Origin of the sequence: Rectinema subterraneum, from assembly GCA_009768935.1 — a bacterium.
GTDB classification, from domain to species: Bacteria; Spirochaetota; Spirochaetia; order Treponematales; family Rectinemataceae; genus Rectinema; species Rectinema subterraneum.
On record WESA01000026.1, the window covers coordinates 1 to 19,262 of the forward strand.

Below are 19,262 nucleotides of genomic sequence, written 5' to 3' on the forward strand. Positions count from 1 at the left end.
GAAATAAACCAGCTATTTCACCTGATGTAAAGACTTATTGAGTTGGGCAATGTCAGGCTACTGCGGAATCATGGAGGTGCTGGCTTGGTAGTGCGCGCTGTTCGCTTGGCACAAGGTTGGAAGCACTACATATTGCCTGCCGAGCTAAAACACGGTAGAAATTAGTAAGCGCGCTAGGAATAGCCACAGGAGGCAGCAGATGCTGGTTTTCCAATCTATCATTCTGGGAATTGTGCAGGGCTTGGCCGAATTTATCCCCATCTCGAGTTCGGCGCATCTGGTTATCATTCCGTGGCTCTTCGGATGGAATAATCCAACGCTCACGAGCCTGACGTTCGATGTCGCGCTGCATTTGGGGACACTGCTCGCCGTCCTTGTGTTTTTTGCTTCCGATTGGGCGCGGCTTGTCGGAGCGTGGTTCAAGAGTGTATTCCAGTTCAAAATCGGCGATGACCCGGATCGCCGCATGGCATGGTATCTTGTGCTTGCCTGCATACCGGGAGGCATTTCGGGCGTTCTTCTGGAATCGAAAATCGGCCAGGCATTTCATTCAGACCCGATTCCGAAGGGCTCGATGCTCTTCATGGCGGGAGCGATCGCGCTGCTGGCGCTCCTTTTGTGGCTCGCGGACAAGCTCGCGACGCATCGGCGCGCTTTTGGGAAGATAAAGGCGCGCGATGCGCTGTATATCGGCCTTGCGCAAGCTTTTGCCGTGATTCCCGGCGTTTCGAGGTCAGGCTCTACGATCACTGCAGGTCTCGCAGTGGGACTCGAACGTGAAGCGGCTGCGCGTTTTTCGTTCTTGCTGTCCGCGCCGATCATTGCAGGGGCAGGGCTCAAGAGCCTCTATGATCTATTGAAGCAGGTCAAAGCGGGTGCGATAGCGGGGACGGAGCTCGCCATTTTTCCGATCGGGTTTGTCGCGGCCGCGATAAGTGGTTTCCTGTGCATAAAATTTCTGCTCGCTTACCTCAGAAAACATTCGACGGCGGTGTTTGTATGGTACCGGTTCGCGCTGGCGGCTCTGGTGCTGATTGTGGCGCTGGCGCGAGGCTGACAGGAATATATGCCCTCAGAGCGCACGCCAGGTAATAGCAGCGCGGGCGCGGGGCTGACAGGAATATGTTCCTTTGGCGCGCACGTAGTGTCGGCGAGCCTGTCCATTATGATTGACAAAAATATAAATTTGCCAATTTTGTCCAACATAACAGACATTTTAGTTCGCTAGATAAAGCCCAATAGCTTGACATCTCGGCTGTTGCAATTTATTCTCATTCCCGCAGGAAACTTTTTAGAAGATGAATGTTTCCTCAGTTTTTTTTACAAGCATCGTTCAGCAGGGGAGGTTTCGATGAATAATTGTGCTCAAATCGCAGGAGCCAGGGCAAGCCGGGCGCCAGGAAAGCCAGCTCATTGTGGTGCAACGACAATTTTTGCCGCAAAGTCCCTTTTCGTCCTATTGTTCGGGCTTGTGCTCATGATTACAGCAGGCGCGCAGACAACGAGCCAGAGCGGCTATGACATTATGAAAAAGGCGAATGACAAGCCCACCGGCAATGACATGACCGCGAATGTGCTGATGAAAATTACCTCGAAGACAGGCTCGGTCAAGACCCGCGAGTTCGTGATGTACGAGCTCAAGCAGAAAGATGGCTCCTCTTCGATTCTAATCAAGTTTCTCCAGCCTGCTGATGTCAAGGGCACAAGCTTTCTCACCCTGGAAAGCGGCAACGGAGAAAAAAGCCAGTACATCTATCTTCCAAGCCTGAAAAAAGTGACGCGCATTGCCGCCTCTGACAAGAACAAGCCATTTATGGGCAGTGATCTCACCTACGACGATTTCGGAAGCCGCAAGCTCGACGATTATTCTTTCAATCTCCTGGGAGAGGAAATCCTCGAGGGGAGGGCATGCTGGAAAATCGAGTCGGTTTCAAAAGACACGAGCCAAAGCACGAGCAAGATCATTTCTCTGGTCGACAAGGAAAGCTACATCGTGCTGAAAGTCGATTTCTACGACAAGACGGGCGCGCTCTATAAACAGATGGTCGTCCAGAAAACAGACAAAATATCGGGATTCTGGACCATGCTCGAGCTCGAGATGAAAAATCTTTCGACTGGCAGTTCGACGAGTCTCAAGTTCGATGTGGTCAAATACAACACAGGGCTCTCGCCTTCGATGTTCTCGAAGGACGGGCTCGGCAAATAAGAGACAAAAGGAGCTGCACCATGGAAACACTGAAAATATCAAGGATTCATGCGCCCCGCAGGGCTCGGGCGCCCCGCGGTAGGCATGTTGTGATGGTTCTTGCCTTGCTGTCTGTGGGGATAGCTGGCCCGGCTTGGGCGCAAGCCAGCCTTTCGGGAGAGATTTCAGCCTTCAGCGGCGTGTTCTTCACTGATTCGGGCAGTTTCAAGGCAGGCGACTATTTTCAGCCTTCGGTGAGCCTGAAGCTTGCGCCTTCCTATGCATCAGGACCGCTCACCATGAAAGGCGAGCTGACAGGCAGCATCTCGCTTGCGGATACAGGCTACGCGGCCTCCATGAAACTTGGAGAAACCTATGCAACCGTGGATGTGGCCGAAGGTCTCTCCTTCACCGCAGGCTCGAAGATCATCTCATGGGGCACCGCCCTGGTTGCGAATCCGGAAGGCTTTATCAACCCGGTCGATTCGCTGAGCCAGCTTGTGTCGGAAAACCGCTCGGACTGGCTTCTGCCTGTGCCTCTTGCGTCTGCTAAATATATCAAAGGGCCCTTCAGTTTCGAGGCGGTGGCTCTACCCTTTTTCAGGCCAAGCACGATTCCGGCAGCAACCTCGAGGTGGTATCCTGCCCAGCTCGCCGTACTCGATGCCAAGAATGGCTCAGTCATTCCTGCCTCGCTCCCCAGCTTCCCCGGCGCGACATTCAGCGTGAGCACAACGCCTGCCGACCCTGCCCTCAATATCGAAACCATGCAGGGCGCGGGGCGTACAAGCCTTGCACTTGGGGCGGTTGATGTCGGGCTCTCGGGCTGGTACGGATTTACAAAAACGCCCGCCTTTGACGTGACAACGACAGTAGGTATGCCGATAAACGTCGATATCACCGCCAGTTACAAGCGCCAAGGCGCGGTCGGCATGGACATGTCCGCGACTGTGCTGGATTCCTCGGTCGTGTGGCTCGAGTCGGCGCTCTATCTACCGGAATACTATATCGGGACCGAAAACTCGGGCTTGCCTGTTGCGCTTGAGAAAAATACTCTGAAGTCGGCCTTTGGCATGGACAGGACCTTCAGCATTGGGAGCATCGGGGACCTCTACTGCGCCCTGGAAGGCAACCTCTCCTGGATTCTCGACTACGACAGCCGCCTCGCTTCGGCCATCAAGGAAACCGGGCTCGGCGCGACGCTGGTCACCGAATATCGCAGCCCGTCACAGGATTTCACAGTGCGCCTCGTCGTCATGGAGCCTGACTTTCTCAGCGTGGATACAACCAAACAGTACCTCGTACGCTTGTCGATGAAAGCAAAGCTGGCTGACGGCTATTCGCTCAGCGCAGGCGCCACCCTCTTCGAAGGCACAAGCGGCACAATCGGCCAATATGCGAACAACGATTTTGCGTATGTCGCGGTGACCGCATCGTTCTGACGCACGCATTCTGATAAAAGGATTCCCCATGGCCAAATTTGTCTATAAATTTAGGTTCTTCATCATCGCAGCGTTTGTGCTGCTCACGCTTGTGGCGGCACTATTCATTCCAAACCTGCGCTTTGACGGCGATATCCAGGCGCTCGCCCCGACCAATGTCTCTTCTGTTGAAGAATACAAAAGCGTCAGCCAGACCTTCGGTGGTGCCGATTCGCTCGCTTTTTCGGCCCAATCGGAGCATCTCTTCACGCCCGAGGCGCTTTCAGAAGCCGCTGCAATTGGCAAAGAGCTGCAGAGCCTGCCCGATGTCTCGGATGTCGTCTCGGTATTTACCTATGTCGAGCCTGTCAACACCACGGATGGCCTCAGTTTCATTCCTTATGTCGACCCCGACGCACTCCCTCAGGATCAGGCCTCTGCCGATGCCCTCAGGGCCCGGCTGTCGGGCATTAAAACAGTGAGTGGGAAATTACTGTCAGCTGACGGCGACACTCTGCTTTACATCATCCAGGCAGCGCCGAATGTATCGCGAATCAGGCTTATCGAAGGCATCCAGGGAATCATGAAAACGCACCCGGGCTTTTCGTTCCAGATGGCGGGAACTTCATTTATCGACTACCAGATGGTCAGCTACATGAAGCACGATGTGGTGGTTCTCGTCGCATTCGGCCTTGTTGCGGTGCTGCTTGTGCTCCTTATCGGATTCAGAAGCCTGAGGGGCATATTTCTGCCGCTTTTCACGATTGGATGTTCGCTCATTATCACGTTCGGTTTTATGGGCCTTTTGCATGCAAAGCTAACGATTGTCGCGCTGATTATCCCGGTCATGCTCATCGCTATATGCAACAATTACGCAATTCATTTTTTAACAAGATTTTATGAGGATGTTTTTGTTAATGGCATGACCGATAAAGTCGAGATTATCGATTCGAGTTTCAAGTCGCTCAGCAAGCCGGTGTGGCTTGCATTTCTCACCACGGTCGCATCCTTTATTTCCTTTGTGACATCGCCGATTCCGCGCATCGCAGAAATGGGGCTCTTTATCGCGTTCGGCATCACCTACGCTTTTGCGATGACGATGTTCTTCATTCCCGCTCTTCTGAGCGTGCTTCCGCCTCCGAAAAAGCACCGACGCTATCATGCCAACGAGGCGCTCATATCGAATATCGCACAAAAAGCAGGTAGACGTATCACAAAGCGCCGCCTGGCGATTCTGGCGGTCACGCTTGTTATTGCGATTGCAGGGATTATTTTTATCCCACGCATTGTCGTCGATTCCGAACTGGCGAATTATTTCAACCCCAAAGACCCCGTGCGCCAGGGCATCGACTTTATCAACAAGAAAGTGGCCGGCTCGCAGATTATAAAAGTATCCCTGCCTCTCGATCCGCGAACCGCGGAGGGGCTTGCAAAGGCGCGGCAGTTCCAGGATTACGCAGAATCGCTCGGCTCTGTGGGAAGTGTGTTTTCGATAGTCGACTCGATCCAGACACTCAATAGAGTATTTCACGATAACGATCCGGCGTTCGACACGGTGCCGGACAATGACGAAGCTGCCGCTCAACTGCTATTGCTTGTCGAAACCTCGCTCTCGCCAGAGCGTCTTGTACAGCTTGTTTCAGAAGACTACCAGAACCTTTGCTTCAGCATTCAGCTCAAGGCGGTCGATTCAGCAACCCTTCAGAAGACTGCGGACATGCTGCGCGCCAAAGCTCATGAGATAGTCGGACCTCAGGGCGTTGCGATTGCAGGCGTCTCGCTCATTTCGAATCAGCTCAATCACCTTGTCATCATATCGATGCTGCAGAGCTTCGCGATTGCCTTTGTGCTCATTTTTGCTTTTGTGGCATTCGGTTTTAGAAATATTCCCGCCGGGCTTGCCTCTGCTGGCATCATGATCGCGATTGTGCTTGTGGTGTTCGGATTTATGGGGTTTGCAAAAATAGAACTTTCCACAGCAACGGCCCTTGTCGCCTCCATCACGCTCGGGGTGGGAATCGATTACCTCATTCATTTCTCCGCGCGCTGGTTCAGTGAGCGCACCAGCGGAAAGAGTCTGGAAGAAGCGACAAGCAGAACGCTCAGTCTGACCGGGCGAGGAATTATCATAAATGCGATGGCGATTATTTTTGCGGTGATTCCGCCATTTTTTTCCCAGTTCAGGCCAATTATGTATTTCGGAATACTATGTTTCATGTCAATATTGTTGTCGCTCATTGGCGGCCTTGCGGTCATGCCTGCGATGCTGTCTGCTGTGCCAGAAAGGTTTTTCAAGCGAATTAGGGTAGGATAATGGAAAATCAGGTGCGTGAGCGTATTGTCGATCAGTCGAAAGAGCTTTTCTTCAATCGGGGCGTGCGGAATGTCACGATGGATGAGCTTGCTTCGGCGTGCGGCATAAGCAAGAAGACGCTCTATGTGAATTTTCCGAGCAAAGAAGAGCTTCTGCACTACATCATGATGCAATTGAGAGACGAGCTTGTGGAGCGCGTGCGCTGCATTCTCAGCGACACCTCACAACCTGTCTTCTCGCGCCTTAGAGATGTCATAAACGCTGTGAGCCTCCACAGCATGCAATTTGCACCGATATTTCTCGAAGATGTAAAGCGCTTCCAGCCTGGGACCTGGCGCGAGCTGCAAACTTACAAGAAAAACGGCATTGCCGATGCCATCCGTACGCTCATTCATGATGGCCAGGCTCAAGGCTATATCCGAAAACTGCCGGAAAACTTCATTATACACGTCTGCTTCGCGCTCATCGATGACATCTTGACCCCTGAAACAATGCTCGAGCTTTCAATGCCCTTCCATGATCTGTTCGAGCATCTTATGTCGCTCTTTTTTGAAGGGTTTCTTACTGAAGATGGCAAAAAAGCGATATATTATATAGAATCGAGTTAATGAGAGAGGAGGCAGTATCGTGGAATCTATCGTGAAACCACCTGAAAAAATCACGCTCGCTCTCAGCCATACCGACAGCATCGCATTCAACAAGCTTATCCATGTGTCGCCACAGACAATCGACAAGCTCATCGATGCGCCAGCCCTGAGAAAAGCCATTGCAAAAGTGTTCGAATGGTCAACCTATCGCTCAAGCCTGTCGTTTAAGGAATATCCGAGGCAGGTCCAGCTCGACAAGTTCTACATAACGCGCGCGTTCATAAAGGCAATCGACGCCGCGCTTGCCAGCGCACAGAAAAGCCCTGTATTCAGGCATTCGCTTGTCAACTCCGTATTGCCTGCCATGTTCAGCGCAATCGACAAAACGGCCGAGCGGGAAGAGGCCTTCAAGCGGCGGTATGGATTCGGCCCGCCCCGTTTTCTGGTTCTAAGTCCGACCAAATTCTGCAATCTCCATTGCACAGGCTGCTATGCAAACAGCGATTCGGCGAGCCGCGAAAAGCTTTCATTCGAGACAGTCGACAGAATAATCCGCGAAAAGACCGAGGTCTGGGGCTCGGTCTTTACAGTCATTTCCGGCGGCGAGCCGCTCCTGTACGAAAGCGAGGGCAAGACAATTCTGGATCTGGCGCGTGCGCATCAGGACAACTATTTCCTCATGTACACAAACGGCACGACCATCGACAAGGAAATGGCCCGCAAACTCGCCGAAGTCGGGAATATCACCCCTGCGATTTCAGTAGAAGGCTACGAAAACGAAACCGATGCGCGGCGCGGCAAGGGCATCTACAAAAAAGTCCTGAGCGCCATGGAGAATCTACGCGCCGAAGGCGTGCCTTTCGGCGTCTCACTCACCGCGACAAAAGAGAACGCGCACCTCATCCCGAGCAAGGAGCTAGTCGAATATTACACAAGGTTGGGAGCACTGTATTTCTGGATTTTCCAGCTCATGCCAATCGGGCGCGCTTCCATGGATCTTGTGGTGACCGCCGAGCAGCGACTCGATATGTATAATCGCATGTTCGATCTCATCAAGAATGACCGGTATTTTATCGCTGACTTCTGGAACGGCGGGACGCTGAGCAATGGATGCATTTCCGCGGGGAGGATGCGCGGAGGCGGCTACCTCTATATCGATTGGGCCGGCCATGTCACGCCATGCGTATTCAACCCCTATGCCGCGGGCAACGTCAACGAAATCTACACGCGCGGAGGAGAGCTGAGCGAAGTGCTGGTATCGCCCTATTTCGAGTCACTCCAGGAATGGCAGAAAGACTATGCCATGAACGACGAAAAATACGAGGGCAACTGGGTGCTCCCCTGCCCCATGCGCGATCACTATGCCGATATGCTGAAAATTCTCGAGAAAACCAATCCCGAGCCGACGGATGAGGCCGCGGCTGAGGCTTTGCACGATCCTACGTATCACGCTGCGATGATTCAGTACGACAAGGAGCTTGAGCAGACCATCGGACCATTGTGGAAAAAGAAATATCTGAAGCACTGAAGCACAATGTCTACAACGCCCTTACCCTGCTATAATTTCTTTCGCTTTTTTATACACGGCGCGACGGATTGCTTCATTCCGGATTTGCAGGGATCTGGCGGAAGCTGTCTTGCTTTCGGGGCTCTGCGCAAGCACCACGGCAGAAACCGTCTCCACGAATACAGAGCCAGCTACGACAGCATGAACGTAAGGTGCGACAGCGCGGGCTTGCGCGCCCGAACGAATGCCGAATCCGCCAAAAATTTTTGATCCGCCTTTGTTGACAGCGCTGAGAAACATTTTAGTATCAGCATTGATCTCGGTAGCAGCCCCGGTAATTCCCGCGCGCAAAGCTGCATATATGTATGGTCTTCCCAGAGCGATCATTGCGGCGAGCCGGATAGGCTTCATGGAGGGAGCCGCGACTGGTATCGAGCATATAGCCCCAGGGATTTTCTCTGATGCAGCGACACAAGCTTGAGCTAAACCCTCGTCGGCATCGAAAGGGAGGTCGGGGACAATGAGGCCAGCAGCGCCGGCCTTGGCTGCGGCATCTACGAAAGTCACAATACCGGGCGCGAAAACCAAGCTTGCGTACGTCATGACGAAAACAGGTATCTCCGGATAGGTAGCGTGCAGATCTGCAACGAGCGCCAATGATTCTTTTACTGAGCTGCCTTTTTCGAGCGCTGAAGAGCAGGCGTCACGGATAGTTGGGCCATCGGCGCTCGGATCGCTAAAGGGGATTTGAACCTCCAAGTAAGTAGCACCGCCTTCTACGAGCCCTCGTGCGGCAGCGCGGCATCCTGAGGCGTCGGGGTAGCCAGCTACGAGGTGAGCCATAAGAGGTATGCGTTCGACGCTCATTTTTTTGCTCCTTGCGAGACGTTCATTGCGACCAATTCTCTCTCAAGAAAGTCTTTCCATTCTTTTGGCCGAAGAAGGGGTGCGGTGATGAACAGATCCTTGTCTCCGCGACCAGACATATTGACGACGACAGCTTTCTCTGGTTGAAGTGAACGCGCAAGTGATAGTGCGGCAGAAGCCGCATGTGCACTTTCCAGTGCAAAGACAACCCCTTCTGTCTTTGCCAGGAAAGTCAAAGCCTCCAAGGCTTCGGTGTCGGTCGCGCGGCGGAATTCGATACGGCCGGAACGGCCTAGCGATGCAAGCTCTGGACCGATGCCCGGATAGTCGAGTCCGGCGGAAATCGAATGGGTTTCTGCGACCTGGCCATCGTCGTCCAGAAGAAACCGGCTTTTGTACCCGTGAACGATACCAGTGCGAGCTCCGTTGCCGGTCATACGGGAGGCGTGTTCACCCTTCCCCTGTCCGATGCCTCCAGCTTCCACCCCGACGAGCCGAGGAGTTTCATCATCAAGGAAAGGTTCAAAAAAGCCGATCGCGTTCGATCCACCGCCAACACAAGCCACCAAAACCTCAGGTGTTACACCACGTTCAGCTAGCTGTGCCTTGGTTTCACGGCCGATAACAGACTGGAAAACACGGACCATGTCCGGGTATGGAGATGGTCCGAGTGCGGACCCTATCAGGTAGAATGTGTTGCTGAAGCTCTCGGCCCAGTCGCGAAAAGCCTCGTTTATCGCATCCTTCAACGTCTTCGAACCGGAATAAACCGGCACAACTTTGGCACCGAACAACTCCATTGTCGCAACATTCGGTTGCTGGCGATCGACATCGATCGCTCCCATGTACACTACACATTCGATTCCGAGTTTGGCACAGGCTGCAGCTGTCGCCACACCATGCTGGCCAGCGCCCGTTTCTGCAATTATTCGTCGTTTGCCCATGCGCTTGGCCAATAGGGCCTGCCCCACTGCGTTGTTGATTTTGTGCGCGCCAGTGTGCGCGAGCCCTTCCATTTTGATATAAAGATCCGCGCCGCCCAGGAGCTTTGAAGCGTTAGAAGCGTACAGCAGCGGCGTAGGACGACCTATGAACTCGGAACGAATACGCTCCAACTCCGCATTGAACGAAGGATCTGCAATTTCCTCGAAAAAAGCTTCTTCGATCTCTTCAATTGCGCTCCGGAGAACTTCTGGCACGTAACGCCCGCCATAAGGTCCGAAGTAACCTTTGTCCGAACGGCGCGCCATTATTTTGTCGCTAGTTGGCATATTCATCGATCTCCTTGAAAAAAGCGGCCATAAGGCCGTGGTCTTTTTTTCCTTTTTCGACTTCAAGCTTGCTTGAAGCGTCGATCAGCTCTGGAGCGTACGATTTTAAGGCATGACCGACCGTGCCAACGCCCAAGCCGCCAGCAAGCCAGAGAAAACCGCGATCGGCCATGAATTTTGCGAGTTCCGCGGCTATCGCCATCCCCGTGCCCCCAGCTACATTCTCTGCGCGCGCATCCGCCAATATCCGCGGTTCACCGCTTCGCCGCAAAAGGTCGATTACTGCCAGATCCTCGGCGTTTCCGATGCGAGCGGCGGCGTAGCGTCCCGCTTTGCCCTCAAGTACAACATCCAGAGCTGCAAGCGCAGCAGGCGTGCTTTCCCCATGCCACTGAATCGCGTCCAGAATCCCTTCCCGCGCGAGAGACAGCGCTGTTTCGGCTTTCGTAGAATGAATCTCAGTGATCACGCCAACCAGAAGTGGTTTTGGATCATCCTTGTCGGATAAATCCCGTTGCTGCTTGTACAAATATTGGTAAACCTCTCGCACAACTTGTTTGGAAGCTGCGCGTGGGCTTTCGGCAAACACAAAGCCGAGCAAATCAGCACCAAGATCAGCGGCCAGGAGCGCATCTTCCGTCCGAGCCAGACCGCAAATCTTGACAAGGGATCGTTTCAGATTATTCACTCTAGTTTCCCTACGCTCGGCGATCCGTCGCCAGAAAATACCCGAAGCGTCTTCTTTCGCACTCTGAAAACCATTTATAATGGCGGAAATTCCCCCAGGGTCTTTAATGGCAGCCTCCCCGACCAGGATTCCATCGAAACCGAGGCGGCGCGCGTAAGCAGCGGCCCCAGCAGAATCAATGCCGGACTCATACACGGCTCTGCCGGGAAGACGGGATCGAGCCGCGGCAGGAATAAGCGGATCGATAGCAAAAGTAGCTAAATCGCGCGCATTTGCGCCGGACAGCACCACTCCATCGGAGGCGGCTGCTGTGAGCTTTGCATAGTCCTCGTACTCGCGCACTTCCACGAAAGGCGTCATTCCGAAGGAACGGCAGAGGGCGGCCATGCGGCGCAATAGATCGACGTCAAGAATTCGGGCTATCAGGAGCACAGCATCTGCCCCAGCGCGATATGACAGCTCGATTTCTTCTTCTTGCAATAGAAAATCTTTGCGAAGATACGCAAGTTCCGGACGCGCGATGGCAACATCGACTAAATCTTCCAACGATCCTTTGAAGTAGTTTCGTTCGGTAAGAACGGAAATGTTCCTCGCGCCTGCTGCAGCGTACGCAGCAACAAGTTTTCTAGGGTCCAGGTTTTGAACGATATCGCCCCTGGAGGGAGATGCGCGTTTGATTTCCAATATCGCAGCCGGTTCTGCAAGAAATGGAACGAGTGGCCTAAGACGCCGCGTTGGAATCCTCGATCCGAAACTCGGTCCAAACTTTGCCAAGTCTCGGCGTCTGTCGGCTACTATCTTCTCAAGAATGTCAGCCATGGTACGCTCCACCATCAGCGGCGGCAAAAATTCTTGCGGCCATTTTCAGCTCCTCGATTTTAGCTGCAACGGCGCCTGAAGCGAGTGCCGCAGCGGCCTGCTTGGCGCCTTCCACTATGCTCTTTGTACGGCCAGAGATGTAGAGCGCAGCGCCGGCGTTGATGGCGGTAGCCGCTTCCAAGGCTGGATAGCCCTTCCCGTCCGCTAGTTCTAGCGCAAGTTTGGCATTGTCGTTTGCGTCTCCGCCCTTGAGTTCGTTGTGGTCATAGGTTCCAAAACCCTCGGCCTTTGGATCGAATACGTATTCCTTCACTATACCGTCTTCGGAAATCTCCACGATGTCGGTCAGCGCGCAAGGGGATATCTCGTCCATGCCGTCGCGGCTGCGCATGGTCATAACACGCTTAACCCCAAGGAGCCGTGCTGCTTCGGCAACAGGCCTCAGGAGCGCCTTGTCGTACACACCGATGATCTGGTACGAAGCATCGGCCGGGTTTGAGAGCGGGCCGACGAGATTCATGATTGTCTTGATCCCCAATGCTTTGCGGGCTGGCGCAGCGTGCTTCATTGCCCCATGGTAAAAAGGGGCGAATAGAAAAACGAAATTCGTCTTTTCCAAAAGAGTCTGTGCAGCGGCCACAGGAATGTTGACCGGAACACCGAGGGCCTCATAAAAATCGGCGCTTCCCGACTTGCTTGAAACTGCGCGATTTCCGTGTTTGGCAACAGGAAGCCCGCAAGCTGCCGCGGCCAGGGCTGCCATCGAGCTGATATTGAATGTTCCCATTTCATCGCCGCCGGTACCGCACGTATCAGTAACCGGAACCTTCGTGGTGAACGGCGTCTTCTTGCGGCGAAGAACCGCTGCGCACCCGGCAATCTCGACTGCTGCCGGGCCTTTGGCGGCAAAGGCTGTCAGCAGCGCAGCAGTCTTTGGAGTATCAAGCGCACCATCAGTAAGCTCTTCCATAAAGGATTCAGCTGTTTCGCGGTCTAGGTCCTGCCTTGTCAGAAGCTTTTCTAAGGTAAATTTAAACGCGAAAGGTTCACGCCGGTAGGTCAGAAAAGCCTTCAAAAGAAGTTCGCCTGCCTCGGAGGCTATCGATTCCGGGTGGAACTGTACGCCTTCGATATTGAAGAATGTATGCCGCACGCCCATGATGTCGCCATCTGCAGAGCGCGCAGTGATTTCCAGACAAGAAGGCAATGTAGCCTCATCAATCACAAGGCTGTGGTAACGGGTAAATACTGATTTGTTGCCTATTGTACGAAAAAGTCCCCTCCCGTCCAGCGAAATCTCCTCGGCGATTCCATGTTTAATATGCTTGGCTTGGATAATATTGCCGCCGAACGCATAACAGATGGCTTGATGACCGAGGCACACGCCCAGTATCGGTATCTTGCCAGCAAAATGTTGTATCGCTGCGACGCTAATGCCCGCATTCTCGGGTCGTCCCGGACCAGGAGAGATTACCAAGCGCTTAGGCTTTAATGCCTCTATGCCTTCTATATTGATTTCGTCGTTGCGGATGACAATTACCGGTTCATTTGAAAGCCGAGCCAGTAATTGATACAAATTATACGTAAATGAATCGTAATTATCGATTAAAATCGTCATTTTTTTGCCTCTCGTTTACTTTCCGCCGCTGAGGGCTGCACGCAGAGCGGCGAGCTTCTCATTCGTCTCTTCCCATTCACGTTCGGGCTTGGAGCCATACACAATGCCTGCACCAGACTGAAGGTACCAACGTCCATCCTTCACCAGAGCTGACCGTATGGTGATGCACGTATCAAACCCACCCGCTGCGTCCAGGTAGCCAACTGCTCCTGCATAAAAACTCCTGTCCATAGGCTCAAGGTCGGAGATAATTTCCATCGCCTTGATTTTTGGCGCACCACTAACAGTCCCAGCGGGAAACGCTGATCGCAGAACATCCAAATTCGTGTGGTCTTTAGCAGGGATACCCTCCACCTCCGAAACGATATGGATGACATGCGAAAAACGCTCTGGCTCGAAATTACGCGTCATGCGCACAGAACCGGGTGTACAGGCGCGGCCCAGGTCGTTTCGCGCCAAATCAACCAGCATAAGATGCTCGGCCCGTTCCTTGGGATCAGCAAGCAGTTCTTTCTCTAGTTCAATGTCCTTATCAGGCGTGGAACCCCTTCGCCGGGTACCCGCAATAGGACGAATAGAGGCGACACCATTGCGCAGGCGGACCAGGCTTTCAGGGGAAGCACCAACAAGTGCATAGGTTCCGAAATCGATATAGAACAGATACGGTGATGGGCTAGCCGATCGAATTCGTCGATAACCTTCTAGCGCGTCCAAACTCGATTCCACGACTAGTCGGCGAGAAAGAACAGCCTGCACGATGTCGCCCGCGATGATACGCTCACGGATTTTCTCAACTCCATCCATATAGACTCTCTTGTCAGCTTCCTCGTCGGAAATAACGTTAAAAGAAACAGCTTCCTCTGGAGGTGCCAAGTGGCTGAAATCTAAATCTGAAAGTCGCTTCTTTAAATCCCTGATTCGGGCGTCAAGATCGACCTCGTGCTCCGTATAGTTAAGAGCGATACCATGAATCGTATCGGTGAAATGGTCAAATACCAGGTACAGGTGGCCAACAATGAACTCAGCCTCCGGCACGCCTATTGCGTCGGGTTTGGCTGTAATCTTAACCGTGTCGCAGCGCGCCGCGAAATCGTAGCCGAGAAAACCTATTCCACTCGCGGGAACAGGCAAGTGAGGCGCTACCCCTGCATTCTGGGAAGCTATATAAGAAAGAGCGTCAAGTATGTCATACTTTCCTTTGCGTCGCTCTGCTAATTCTGATTTGGGTGTCCATGGACGAGAGATGCCGTTGACCACAAAAGACACACCATCTCTTTCCTGGCGCACGCGGAAAGCCTCGTCGACGAGAAGTAGCGAATAGCGTTCGCGCCCCTGCTTGAACGACGCCGATTCCAAAATGGCCTTCGAACCCAGCTTCTTTGCCAGTGTAAACGGCGTAAAGCGTTCTCCCGGCATCGAAAATACGATCTCGTCCCCTCTCCGTCCGTTCATTTGGTACTCCCCAGAATGTTTCTATACATAGATACATTGCTTGCAAGCGAATGTACACAATGTTGTTGATTCTGTCAATAGAAACATGCTGGGGCAAGAGAAAGTTTTTCACTATAGATAGCGTCAAAGCAGTACCGTCGAAGCGCTTGTCGCAAATGGATTGCTGAAAGAAGTTGTCTATGGGGGCATGTATTCTATGTCTAGCGCTTTGGAAAATATTAGTGCAATAACTATTGACATTTTGTCTATAGACAATTATATTCTCTTTAGATCGATGCCAGGAGCAAAGAGATGCCAGGTGGACCACATGGAAGATTCGGTGCAGGAAGAGGGATGGGGCGAGGCCCGGCAGGTCCCATGTTCCTTCAAGCATGCCTCCTCGTTTTGCTGCATAAAGGCAAGAGCTATGGGTACAGCTTAGCACAAGATCTGAAGCAGTTCGGGTTCGACCCTGCGCGGATCGATATCAGCATCATATACAGGGCTCTGCGCGGCCTGGAAATGCAAGGGCTTGTTGAAACTGCATGGGATGAGAACAGCCTTGGACCTCAGAGGCGAATGTATGAAATTACCCCGCAGGGCGAAGCGGTGCTTTCTGCTTGGATGCAGAATTTGCACCAGAGGAAGCTCGAAATCGAAGCGCTGGAATCGGTCTATGATGAAGTGACGAACAGGCATCCGTAGGGATGACCTATAGATTTTTTGGAGGTACACATATGCCGTATCGTGATGGTACAGGTCCCATGGGGCGCGGTCCGATGACCGGCCGTGGGTTCGGGTATTGCGGCGCTGGCGCTGGCTTTGGTGCCGGCGCAGGTTTTGGTCCAGGTTATGGCATGGGCTATGGCCGTGGGTTTGGCAGAGGTATGGGTTTCGGCGCAGGATTTGGATGGAGAGCAGCCGCGTATGGAGCAGTTCCTTATGCAGTTCCCGCCGTTCCTACAATAGAAGCCCAAAAAAGCGCTCTTGAGTATGCGCAGAAAGCGCTCGAGCTGAGGCTCGAAGCTGTGAAGGCAGAGCTCGATGCGCTCAAGAAAAGCGAAAGCGAAGCGCCTAAAGCTTGATATCCCCCAGGAGGAGCGGGCTGTGCGGCCCAATGCTGCGCAGCCCGCTTTATTTTTAGTATATTCTTCTCAGGAGAATATACTATATGAGTACTTCTGAAAAATCAGATACCTCCGCAAGCAATATACCACCCAGCACTCAGCTCGCCCGGAAAATCATCGAACAGCTTTCCACGGTCATCGACCCCGAGTTGCAATCTGACATCATGTCGCTGCAGCTGGTCGAAAACCTTTTTGTCGGCGAAGACGGCTCGGTTTCCTATACCTTCAGACCGACCTCATTTGCCTGCCCGTATGGCGTCAATCTGGCTATGGAAATCAAGAAAGCGATCGCTTCCGTCAAGGGTGTCACTCGCCAGGAAATCCATATCGAAGGGTTTGTGGCTGCAAAAGAGCTCGAAGAGCTCTTGAATTGATGTATATTGCAAAGCCCGCTGGATTAAGTGCGTGGGCCGCGCAGACGCATAAGATATGCCAGCCCGGCCTCTCTTAGAAATCATCCGCTATCAATCGAGCCTTTGCTATCTGTTCCTCGGTCAACTCTTTTGAGAGGTCGGTCACATACCCTGCAGCTTCTTCACTGCCATAATCATTCGCAATCATGTACCAGGCGAGCGCGCGGACCGGATCATCATCGACGGCAAACCCGAATTCATAATAGAAGCCGAGCGCCAGCATAGCATCAGTATTCTCGCCGTATGCTGATTCGTTGTACCAGTAGAGTGCCTCGTTGTAATCAGCATCTACGCCCTCGCCATTCTCGTACTTTAATGCGAGCATGTACTGGGCATCCGGCAGGCCTTGTTCCGCTGCAAGGGTGTACCATTTAACAGCCTCGCCAAAATCTTGCTGTACACCAAGCCCCTTGTCGTAGAACCATCCAACACTGTACTGGCCATACGCATAACCCTGCGCGGCAGATTCTTCATACCAATGAAAAGCCTTTTCGTAATCTTTTGCTACGCCTAAGCCGTTTTCGTAGAGCCACGCTACATTGCATTGTGCAGCCGTATAGCCCTGGTCAGCGGCCTTTTGATACCATCCCAGCGCTGCCGCGTAATCCTTCGGAACACCTTTGCCTTCTTCATATAGGAAACCGAGGTTGTTTTGAGCAGTGGCATTGCCTTGGTCCGCTGCTTTTTCAAACCATCGCGCTGCCTCTGCGAGGTCTTGTGCGACTCCATCACCGTTGAAATATTTTATGCCGAGACTGTTCTGCGCTTTTGGATCGCCATTTTCAGCTGCGGCACGCAGCGAAGCGATATCAGATGCAGATGTCTGTGCCGAAGCGAAAGCAAAAGCTATAAAAAATACCAACAAGAAAACAAAAAGCCTTTTCATGAGGCCTCCCTTGTATCACTAAATTATAAGCGCGCAGGCATGAAAATGCAAAAAATGAAGTCATGCCTTTTTCTTTTTCGTACTAATTATTCGTTGCATGATAAGGCCCGTAATAGTAAGCGCGCCCAGGGTCAGCACGAACCTCCACGCCGCGAACGCAAGCCCCATGAATTGTATTTCGACATACAGCGAACCTGTCGGGAGTGTTCCCAAACCGAACGCGATCAGTGCTCCTTTCATTAAGATAGGCGTCTTTTTTAATCAGTCCATAGATTGTATAACCAAACCATGACAGACTTCGATACCCTTTTTCTGAAGAGAAAATCGGTCCGGGCATATGAGGACAGGCCAATTCAGCCAAGGGTGAGAGCACAGGTTCTCGCTGCGACGATGCGCGCGCCCACTGCGGGCGATCTTATGTTGTATTCTGTTCTGGAAATCGAGGAGCAAGCGCTCAAGGAGAAGCTCGCCGAGACCTGCGACCACCAGCAGTTCATTGCGAAAGCGCCGTTGGTGCTGGTTTTCCTTGCGGATTACAGCCGGATGATGGCTTATTTTGAGCACCACGGGGTACCCGAGTGGTGCGCGCGCACTGGCAGGCCCGCAATCAAGCCGCGCGAATCCGACCTTCTGCTTGCTTGCTGCGACGCGCTGATTGCAGCTCAGACTGCAGCGATTGCGGCTGAGAGTCTCGGCCTCGGTTCCTGCTACATCGGCGACATCATGGAAAACTGGGAGATCCACCGCGAGCTGCTGGCGCTGCCGAAGTATACCTTCCCCATCACCATGCTGTGCATCGGATATCCTACACAACAGCAGAAGGACAGGCTCCAGCCGCCGCGTCTTCCTGAGCAGCTGATTGTCATGAAAAATCGCTACCGCCCAGCGGCTCCAGAGGAACTCGCTTCAATGTACCAGGGCAAGGGCTACGGCAAGTTCGCCCTGCATGGCGATGCCGAGAATGCGGCCCAAGCGCTTTACGATCGCAAATTTGCAGCTGACTTCAGCCAGGAAATGCGGCGCAGCGTGGCAGCGATGCTGAAGGATTGGGAATAGTAGCTCGATTCCCCTGTACGTCTTTCGAAATTCTGCGATACTATCGAGCTATGCTGAGCGCCTTGCAAAGTGTATTTTCTGTCATTCTAATGATCGGCCTCGGGTTTTTTCTGGCAAAGCGGCGCTGGTTCGAAGGCAGCTCGAGCGCGCTTATTTCGCGGCTCGTGGTGAATGTCGCCCTCCCAGCCTACATGATTTCGAACCTAATGGGCGGCTATGACCGGGCAAAACTGCTGGACATGCTGCCGGGCCTGCCTGTGCCTTTTCTTGTCATGATTGTGAGTTATGTTGCTGCAATGGGGCTTGCGCGGCTTATTCGTGTGCAGAAAGACAGGCGGGGAGCCTTTCAATCGATGTTTGCGCTGTCGAACTCGGTATTCATCGGGCTGCCGGTTAACGTTCTTCTGTTTGGCGATGCAAGCCTTCCCTATGCCCTCCTCTACTATATCGCGAATACAACGACGTTCTGGACAATTGGCGTGTATGGCATTGCAGTCGATGGATCGATCCGCAAGAACGGCCCCAGACCTTCGCTGGTTTCGCTTTCGGGGCTGAGGCGCATTCTCTCGCCTCCTCTTTTAGGCTTTTTCGCAGCAGTGATTATGATTATGCTCGGAATCAGGCTGCCAAAGTCGATTATGGATACGTGCCGCTACCTTGGCAGCATGACCACTCCCCTATCCATGCTCTTCATTGGTATCGTGATTGCGCGGGTTGAATGGAAAGCGCTCAGATTCGAGAGGGATTTTCTTGTGATTCTTGCGGGGCGCTTCCTCGTAACGCCAGCCCTCATGTTCTTTCTTGTTCGTGGCCTCGATTTTCCGCTTCTCATGAAGCAAGTATTTTTGATGCAGGCCGCCATGCCTGCCATGACGCAGAATCCTATTCTCGCGGAAGCGTATGGCGCGGATGCTGAGTATACCGCAATAGGGACATCGCTCACGACTGTGCTCAGCATGCTGAGCATTCCGATCTATATGACGCTGGTAGGCGTGCTGTTTTAGCCGGCACAAGGTTGGAAGCACTACATTTTATGCACTTTTAATCTATATTTATGCACAAAAGCCTTGCA

Annotated in this window: 18 protein-coding genes; 11 read left to right on the plus strand and 7 right to left on the minus strand. The window is 52.8% G+C overall.

All coding sequences use genetic code 11. The features are described from left to right. Nucleotides 1-199 precede the first annotated feature (199 nt). The 6 genes from uppP to GAP13_RS07710 all read left to right on the plus strand — a co-directional run bounded on the left by uppP (nucleotide 200) and on the right by GAP13_RS07710 (nucleotide 8,035). Complete coding sequence (gene uppP, locus GAP13_RS07685) at nucleotides 200-1,057, plus strand: undecaprenyl-diphosphatase UppP (protein WP_158907741.1); 858 nt, start codon at nucleotides 200-202, stop codon at nucleotides 1,055-1,057. 294 nt (nucleotides 1,058-1,351) lie between these two features. Next, a complete protein-coding gene (locus GAP13_RS07690; RefSeq protein ID WP_158907742.1) occupies nucleotides 1,352-2,206 on the plus strand; it encodes an outer membrane lipoprotein-sorting protein in 855 nt (284 codons plus the stop codon). 20 nt (nucleotides 2,207-2,226) lie between these two features. Beyond that, entirely contained in the window at nucleotides 2,227-3,627 is a 1,401-nt protein-coding gene (locus GAP13_RS07695) for a hypothetical protein (protein ID WP_158907743.1), read from the plus strand. Nucleotides 3,628-3,655: 28 nt separating this feature from the next. Beyond that, nucleotides 3,656-5,920 (plus strand): efflux RND transporter permease subunit, encoded by a 2,265-nt coding sequence (locus GAP13_RS07700; RefSeq protein ID WP_158907744.1) that lies wholly within the window; start codon nucleotides 3,656-3,658, stop codon nucleotides 5,918-5,920. Beyond that, nucleotides 5,920-6,528 carry a TetR/AcrR family transcriptional regulator gene (locus GAP13_RS07705; RefSeq protein WP_158907745.1) on the plus strand — a complete coding sequence of 203 codons (609 nt, stop codon included), beginning with the start codon at nucleotides 5,920-5,922 and terminating at the stop codon, nucleotides 6,526-6,528. The genes GAP13_RS07700 and GAP13_RS07705 overlap by 1 nt, the downstream gene beginning before the upstream one ends. A 19-nt stretch (nucleotides 6,529-6,547) precedes the next feature. Further along, nucleotides 6,548-8,035, plus strand: a complete 1,488-nt coding sequence (locus tag GAP13_RS07710; protein ID WP_158907746.1) for a radical SAM/SPASM domain-containing protein — start codon at nucleotides 6,548-6,550, stop codon at nucleotides 8,033-8,035. Between the two features lie 21 nt (nucleotides 8,036-8,056). On the opposite strand, the gene trpA is transcribed toward GAP13_RS07710, so the two are convergent. The 5 genes from trpA to GAP13_RS07735 are packed head-to-tail and all read right to left on the minus strand — an operon-like array spanning nucleotide 8,057 to nucleotide 14,729. After that, the gene (trpA, locus tag GAP13_RS07715) at nucleotides 8,057-8,881 is read right to left on the minus strand and encodes a tryptophan synthase subunit alpha (protein WP_158907747.1); all 825 of its coding nucleotides are present in this window, start codon (nucleotides 8,879-8,881) and stop codon (nucleotides 8,057-8,059) included. Next, nucleotides 8,878-10,158 carry a tryptophan synthase subunit beta gene (gene trpB / locus GAP13_RS07720; RefSeq protein ID WP_241864318.1) on the minus strand — a complete coding sequence of 427 codons (1,281 nt, stop codon included), beginning with the start codon at nucleotides 10,156-10,158 and terminating at the stop codon, nucleotides 8,878-8,880. The genes trpA and trpB overlap by 4 nt, the downstream gene beginning before the upstream one ends. Continuing rightward, nucleotides 10,142-11,659: a phosphoribosylanthranilate isomerase gene (gene trpF / locus GAP13_RS07725; RefSeq protein ID WP_158907748.1), complete on the minus strand. Its 1,518-nt coding sequence runs from the start codon at nucleotides 11,657-11,659 to the stop codon at nucleotides 10,142-10,144. Before trpF ends, trpB begins: the two co-directional genes overlap by 17 nt. Further along, nucleotides 11,652-13,277 (minus strand): bifunctional anthranilate synthase component II/anthranilate phosphoribosyltransferase, encoded by a 1,626-nt coding sequence (locus tag GAP13_RS07730; RefSeq protein ID WP_158907749.1) that lies wholly within the window; start codon nucleotides 13,275-13,277, stop codon nucleotides 11,652-11,654. The genes trpF and GAP13_RS07730 overlap by 8 nt, the downstream gene beginning before the upstream one ends. A gap of 15 nt (nucleotides 13,278-13,292) precedes the next feature. Then, nucleotides 13,293-14,729 carry an anthranilate synthase component I family protein gene (locus GAP13_RS07735; RefSeq protein ID WP_158907750.1) on the minus strand — a complete coding sequence of 479 codons (1,437 nt, stop codon included), beginning with the start codon at nucleotides 14,727-14,729 and terminating at the stop codon, nucleotides 13,293-13,295. A gap of 291 nt (nucleotides 14,730-15,020) precedes the next feature. Here GAP13_RS07735 and GAP13_RS07740 point away from each other — a divergent pair, with 291 nt between their 5' ends. The 3 genes from GAP13_RS07740 to GAP13_RS07750 all read left to right on the plus strand — a co-directional run bounded on the left by GAP13_RS07740 (nucleotide 15,021) and on the right by GAP13_RS07750 (nucleotide 16,209). After that, complete coding sequence (locus tag GAP13_RS07740) at nucleotides 15,021-15,413, plus strand: PadR family transcriptional regulator (protein ID WP_158907751.1); 393 nt, start codon at nucleotides 15,021-15,023, stop codon at nucleotides 15,411-15,413. A gap of 32 nt (nucleotides 15,414-15,445) precedes the next feature. Further along, complete coding sequence (locus GAP13_RS07745) at nucleotides 15,446-15,793, plus strand: DUF5320 domain-containing protein (RefSeq protein WP_158907752.1); 348 nt, start codon at nucleotides 15,446-15,448, stop codon at nucleotides 15,791-15,793. A gap of 86 nt (nucleotides 15,794-15,879) precedes the next feature. Further along, the gene (locus GAP13_RS07750) at nucleotides 15,880-16,209 is read left to right on the plus strand and encodes a metal-sulfur cluster assembly factor (RefSeq protein WP_158907753.1); all 330 of its coding nucleotides are present in this window, start codon (nucleotides 15,880-15,882) and stop codon (nucleotides 16,207-16,209) included. A gap of 73 nt (nucleotides 16,210-16,282) precedes the next feature. Here GAP13_RS07750 and GAP13_RS07755 read toward each other — a convergent pair whose 3' ends face one another. Both GAP13_RS07755 and GAP13_RS07760 read right to left on the minus strand, forming a co-directional pair. Continuing rightward, the gene (locus tag GAP13_RS07755; protein ID WP_158907754.1) at nucleotides 16,283-17,134 is read right to left on the minus strand and encodes a tetratricopeptide repeat protein; all 852 of its coding nucleotides are present in this window, start codon (nucleotides 17,132-17,134) and stop codon (nucleotides 16,283-16,285) included. Nucleotides 17,135-17,194: 60 nt separating this feature from the next. Then, nucleotides 17,195-17,374, minus strand: coding sequence for a hypothetical protein (locus tag GAP13_RS07760; RefSeq protein WP_158907755.1), 180 nt, complete (start codon nucleotides 17,372-17,374; stop codon nucleotides 17,195-17,197). 48 nt (nucleotides 17,375-17,422) lie between these two features. Here GAP13_RS07760 and GAP13_RS07765 point away from each other — a divergent pair, with 48 nt between their 5' ends. Both GAP13_RS07765 and GAP13_RS07770 read left to right on the plus strand, forming a co-directional pair. After that, a complete protein-coding gene (locus tag GAP13_RS07765) occupies nucleotides 17,423-18,190 on the plus strand; it encodes a nitroreductase family protein (protein ID WP_158907756.1) in 768 nt (255 codons plus the stop codon). 50 nt (nucleotides 18,191-18,240) lie between these two features. After that, the gene (locus GAP13_RS07770; protein WP_158907757.1) at nucleotides 18,241-19,194 is read left to right on the plus strand and encodes an AEC family transporter; all 954 of its coding nucleotides are present in this window, start codon (nucleotides 18,241-18,243) and stop codon (nucleotides 19,192-19,194) included. The last annotated feature ends 68 nt before the right edge of the window (nucleotides 19,195-19,262 follow it).

What these genes read in the sequence shown, in the direction of transcription:
- uppP (WP_158907741.1), top strand. Translation starts at nt 200, where the DNA reads ATGCTGGTTTTCCAATCTATCATTCTGGGAATTGTGCAGGGCTTGGCC.
- GAP13_RS07690 (WP_158907742.1), top strand. Translation starts at nt 1,352, where the DNA reads ATGAATAATTGTGCTCAAATCGCAGGAGCCAGGGCAAGCCGGGCGCCA.
- GAP13_RS07695 (WP_158907743.1), top strand. Translation starts at nt 2,227, where the DNA reads ATGGAAACACTGAAAATATCAAGGATTCATGCGCCCCGCAGGGCTCGG.
- GAP13_RS07700 (WP_158907744.1), top strand. Translation starts at nt 3,656, where the DNA reads ATGGCCAAATTTGTCTATAAATTTAGGTTCTTCATCATCGCAGCGTTT.
- GAP13_RS07705 (WP_158907745.1), top strand. Translation starts at nt 5,920, where the DNA reads ATGGAAAATCAGGTGCGTGAGCGTATTGTCGATCAGTCGAAAGAGCTT.
- trpA (WP_158907747.1), bottom strand. Translation starts at nt 8,881, where the DNA reads ATGAGCGTCGAACGCATACCTCTTATGGCTCACCTCGTAGCTGGCTAC.
- trpB (WP_241864318.1), bottom strand. Translation starts at nt 10,158, where the DNA reads ATGAATATGCCAACTAGCGACAAAATAATGGCGCGCCGTTCGGACAAA.
- trpF (WP_158907748.1), bottom strand. Translation starts at nt 11,659, where the DNA reads ATGGCTGACATTCTTGAGAAGATAGTAGCCGACAGACGCCGAGACTTG.
- GAP13_RS07730 (WP_158907749.1), bottom strand. Translation starts at nt 13,277, where the DNA reads ATGACGATTTTAATCGATAATTACGATTCATTTACGTATAATTTGTAT.
- GAP13_RS07735 (WP_158907750.1), bottom strand. Translation starts at nt 14,729, where the DNA reads ATGAACGGACGGAGAGGGGACGAGATCGTATTTTCGATGCCGGGAGAA.
- GAP13_RS07740 (WP_158907751.1), top strand. Translation starts at nt 15,021, where the DNA reads ATGCCAGGTGGACCACATGGAAGATTCGGTGCAGGAAGAGGGATGGGG.
- GAP13_RS07745 (WP_158907752.1), top strand. Translation starts at nt 15,446, where the DNA reads ATGCCGTATCGTGATGGTACAGGTCCCATGGGGCGCGGTCCGATGACC.
- GAP13_RS07750 (WP_158907753.1), top strand. Translation starts at nt 15,880, where the DNA reads ATGAGTACTTCTGAAAAATCAGATACCTCCGCAAGCAATATACCACCC.
- GAP13_RS07755 (WP_158907754.1), bottom strand. Translation starts at nt 17,134, where the DNA reads ATGAAAAGGCTTTTTGTTTTCTTGTTGGTATTTTTTATAGCTTTTGCT.
- GAP13_RS07760 (WP_158907755.1), bottom strand. Translation starts at nt 17,374, where the DNA reads ATGAAAGGAGCACTGATCGCGTTCGGTTTGGGAACACTCCCGACAGGT.
- GAP13_RS07765 (WP_158907756.1), top strand. Translation starts at nt 17,423, where the DNA reads ATGACAGACTTCGATACCCTTTTTCTGAAGAGAAAATCGGTCCGGGCA.
- GAP13_RS07770 (WP_158907757.1), top strand. Translation starts at nt 18,241, where the DNA reads ATGCTGAGCGCCTTGCAAAGTGTATTTTCTGTCATTCTAATGATCGGC.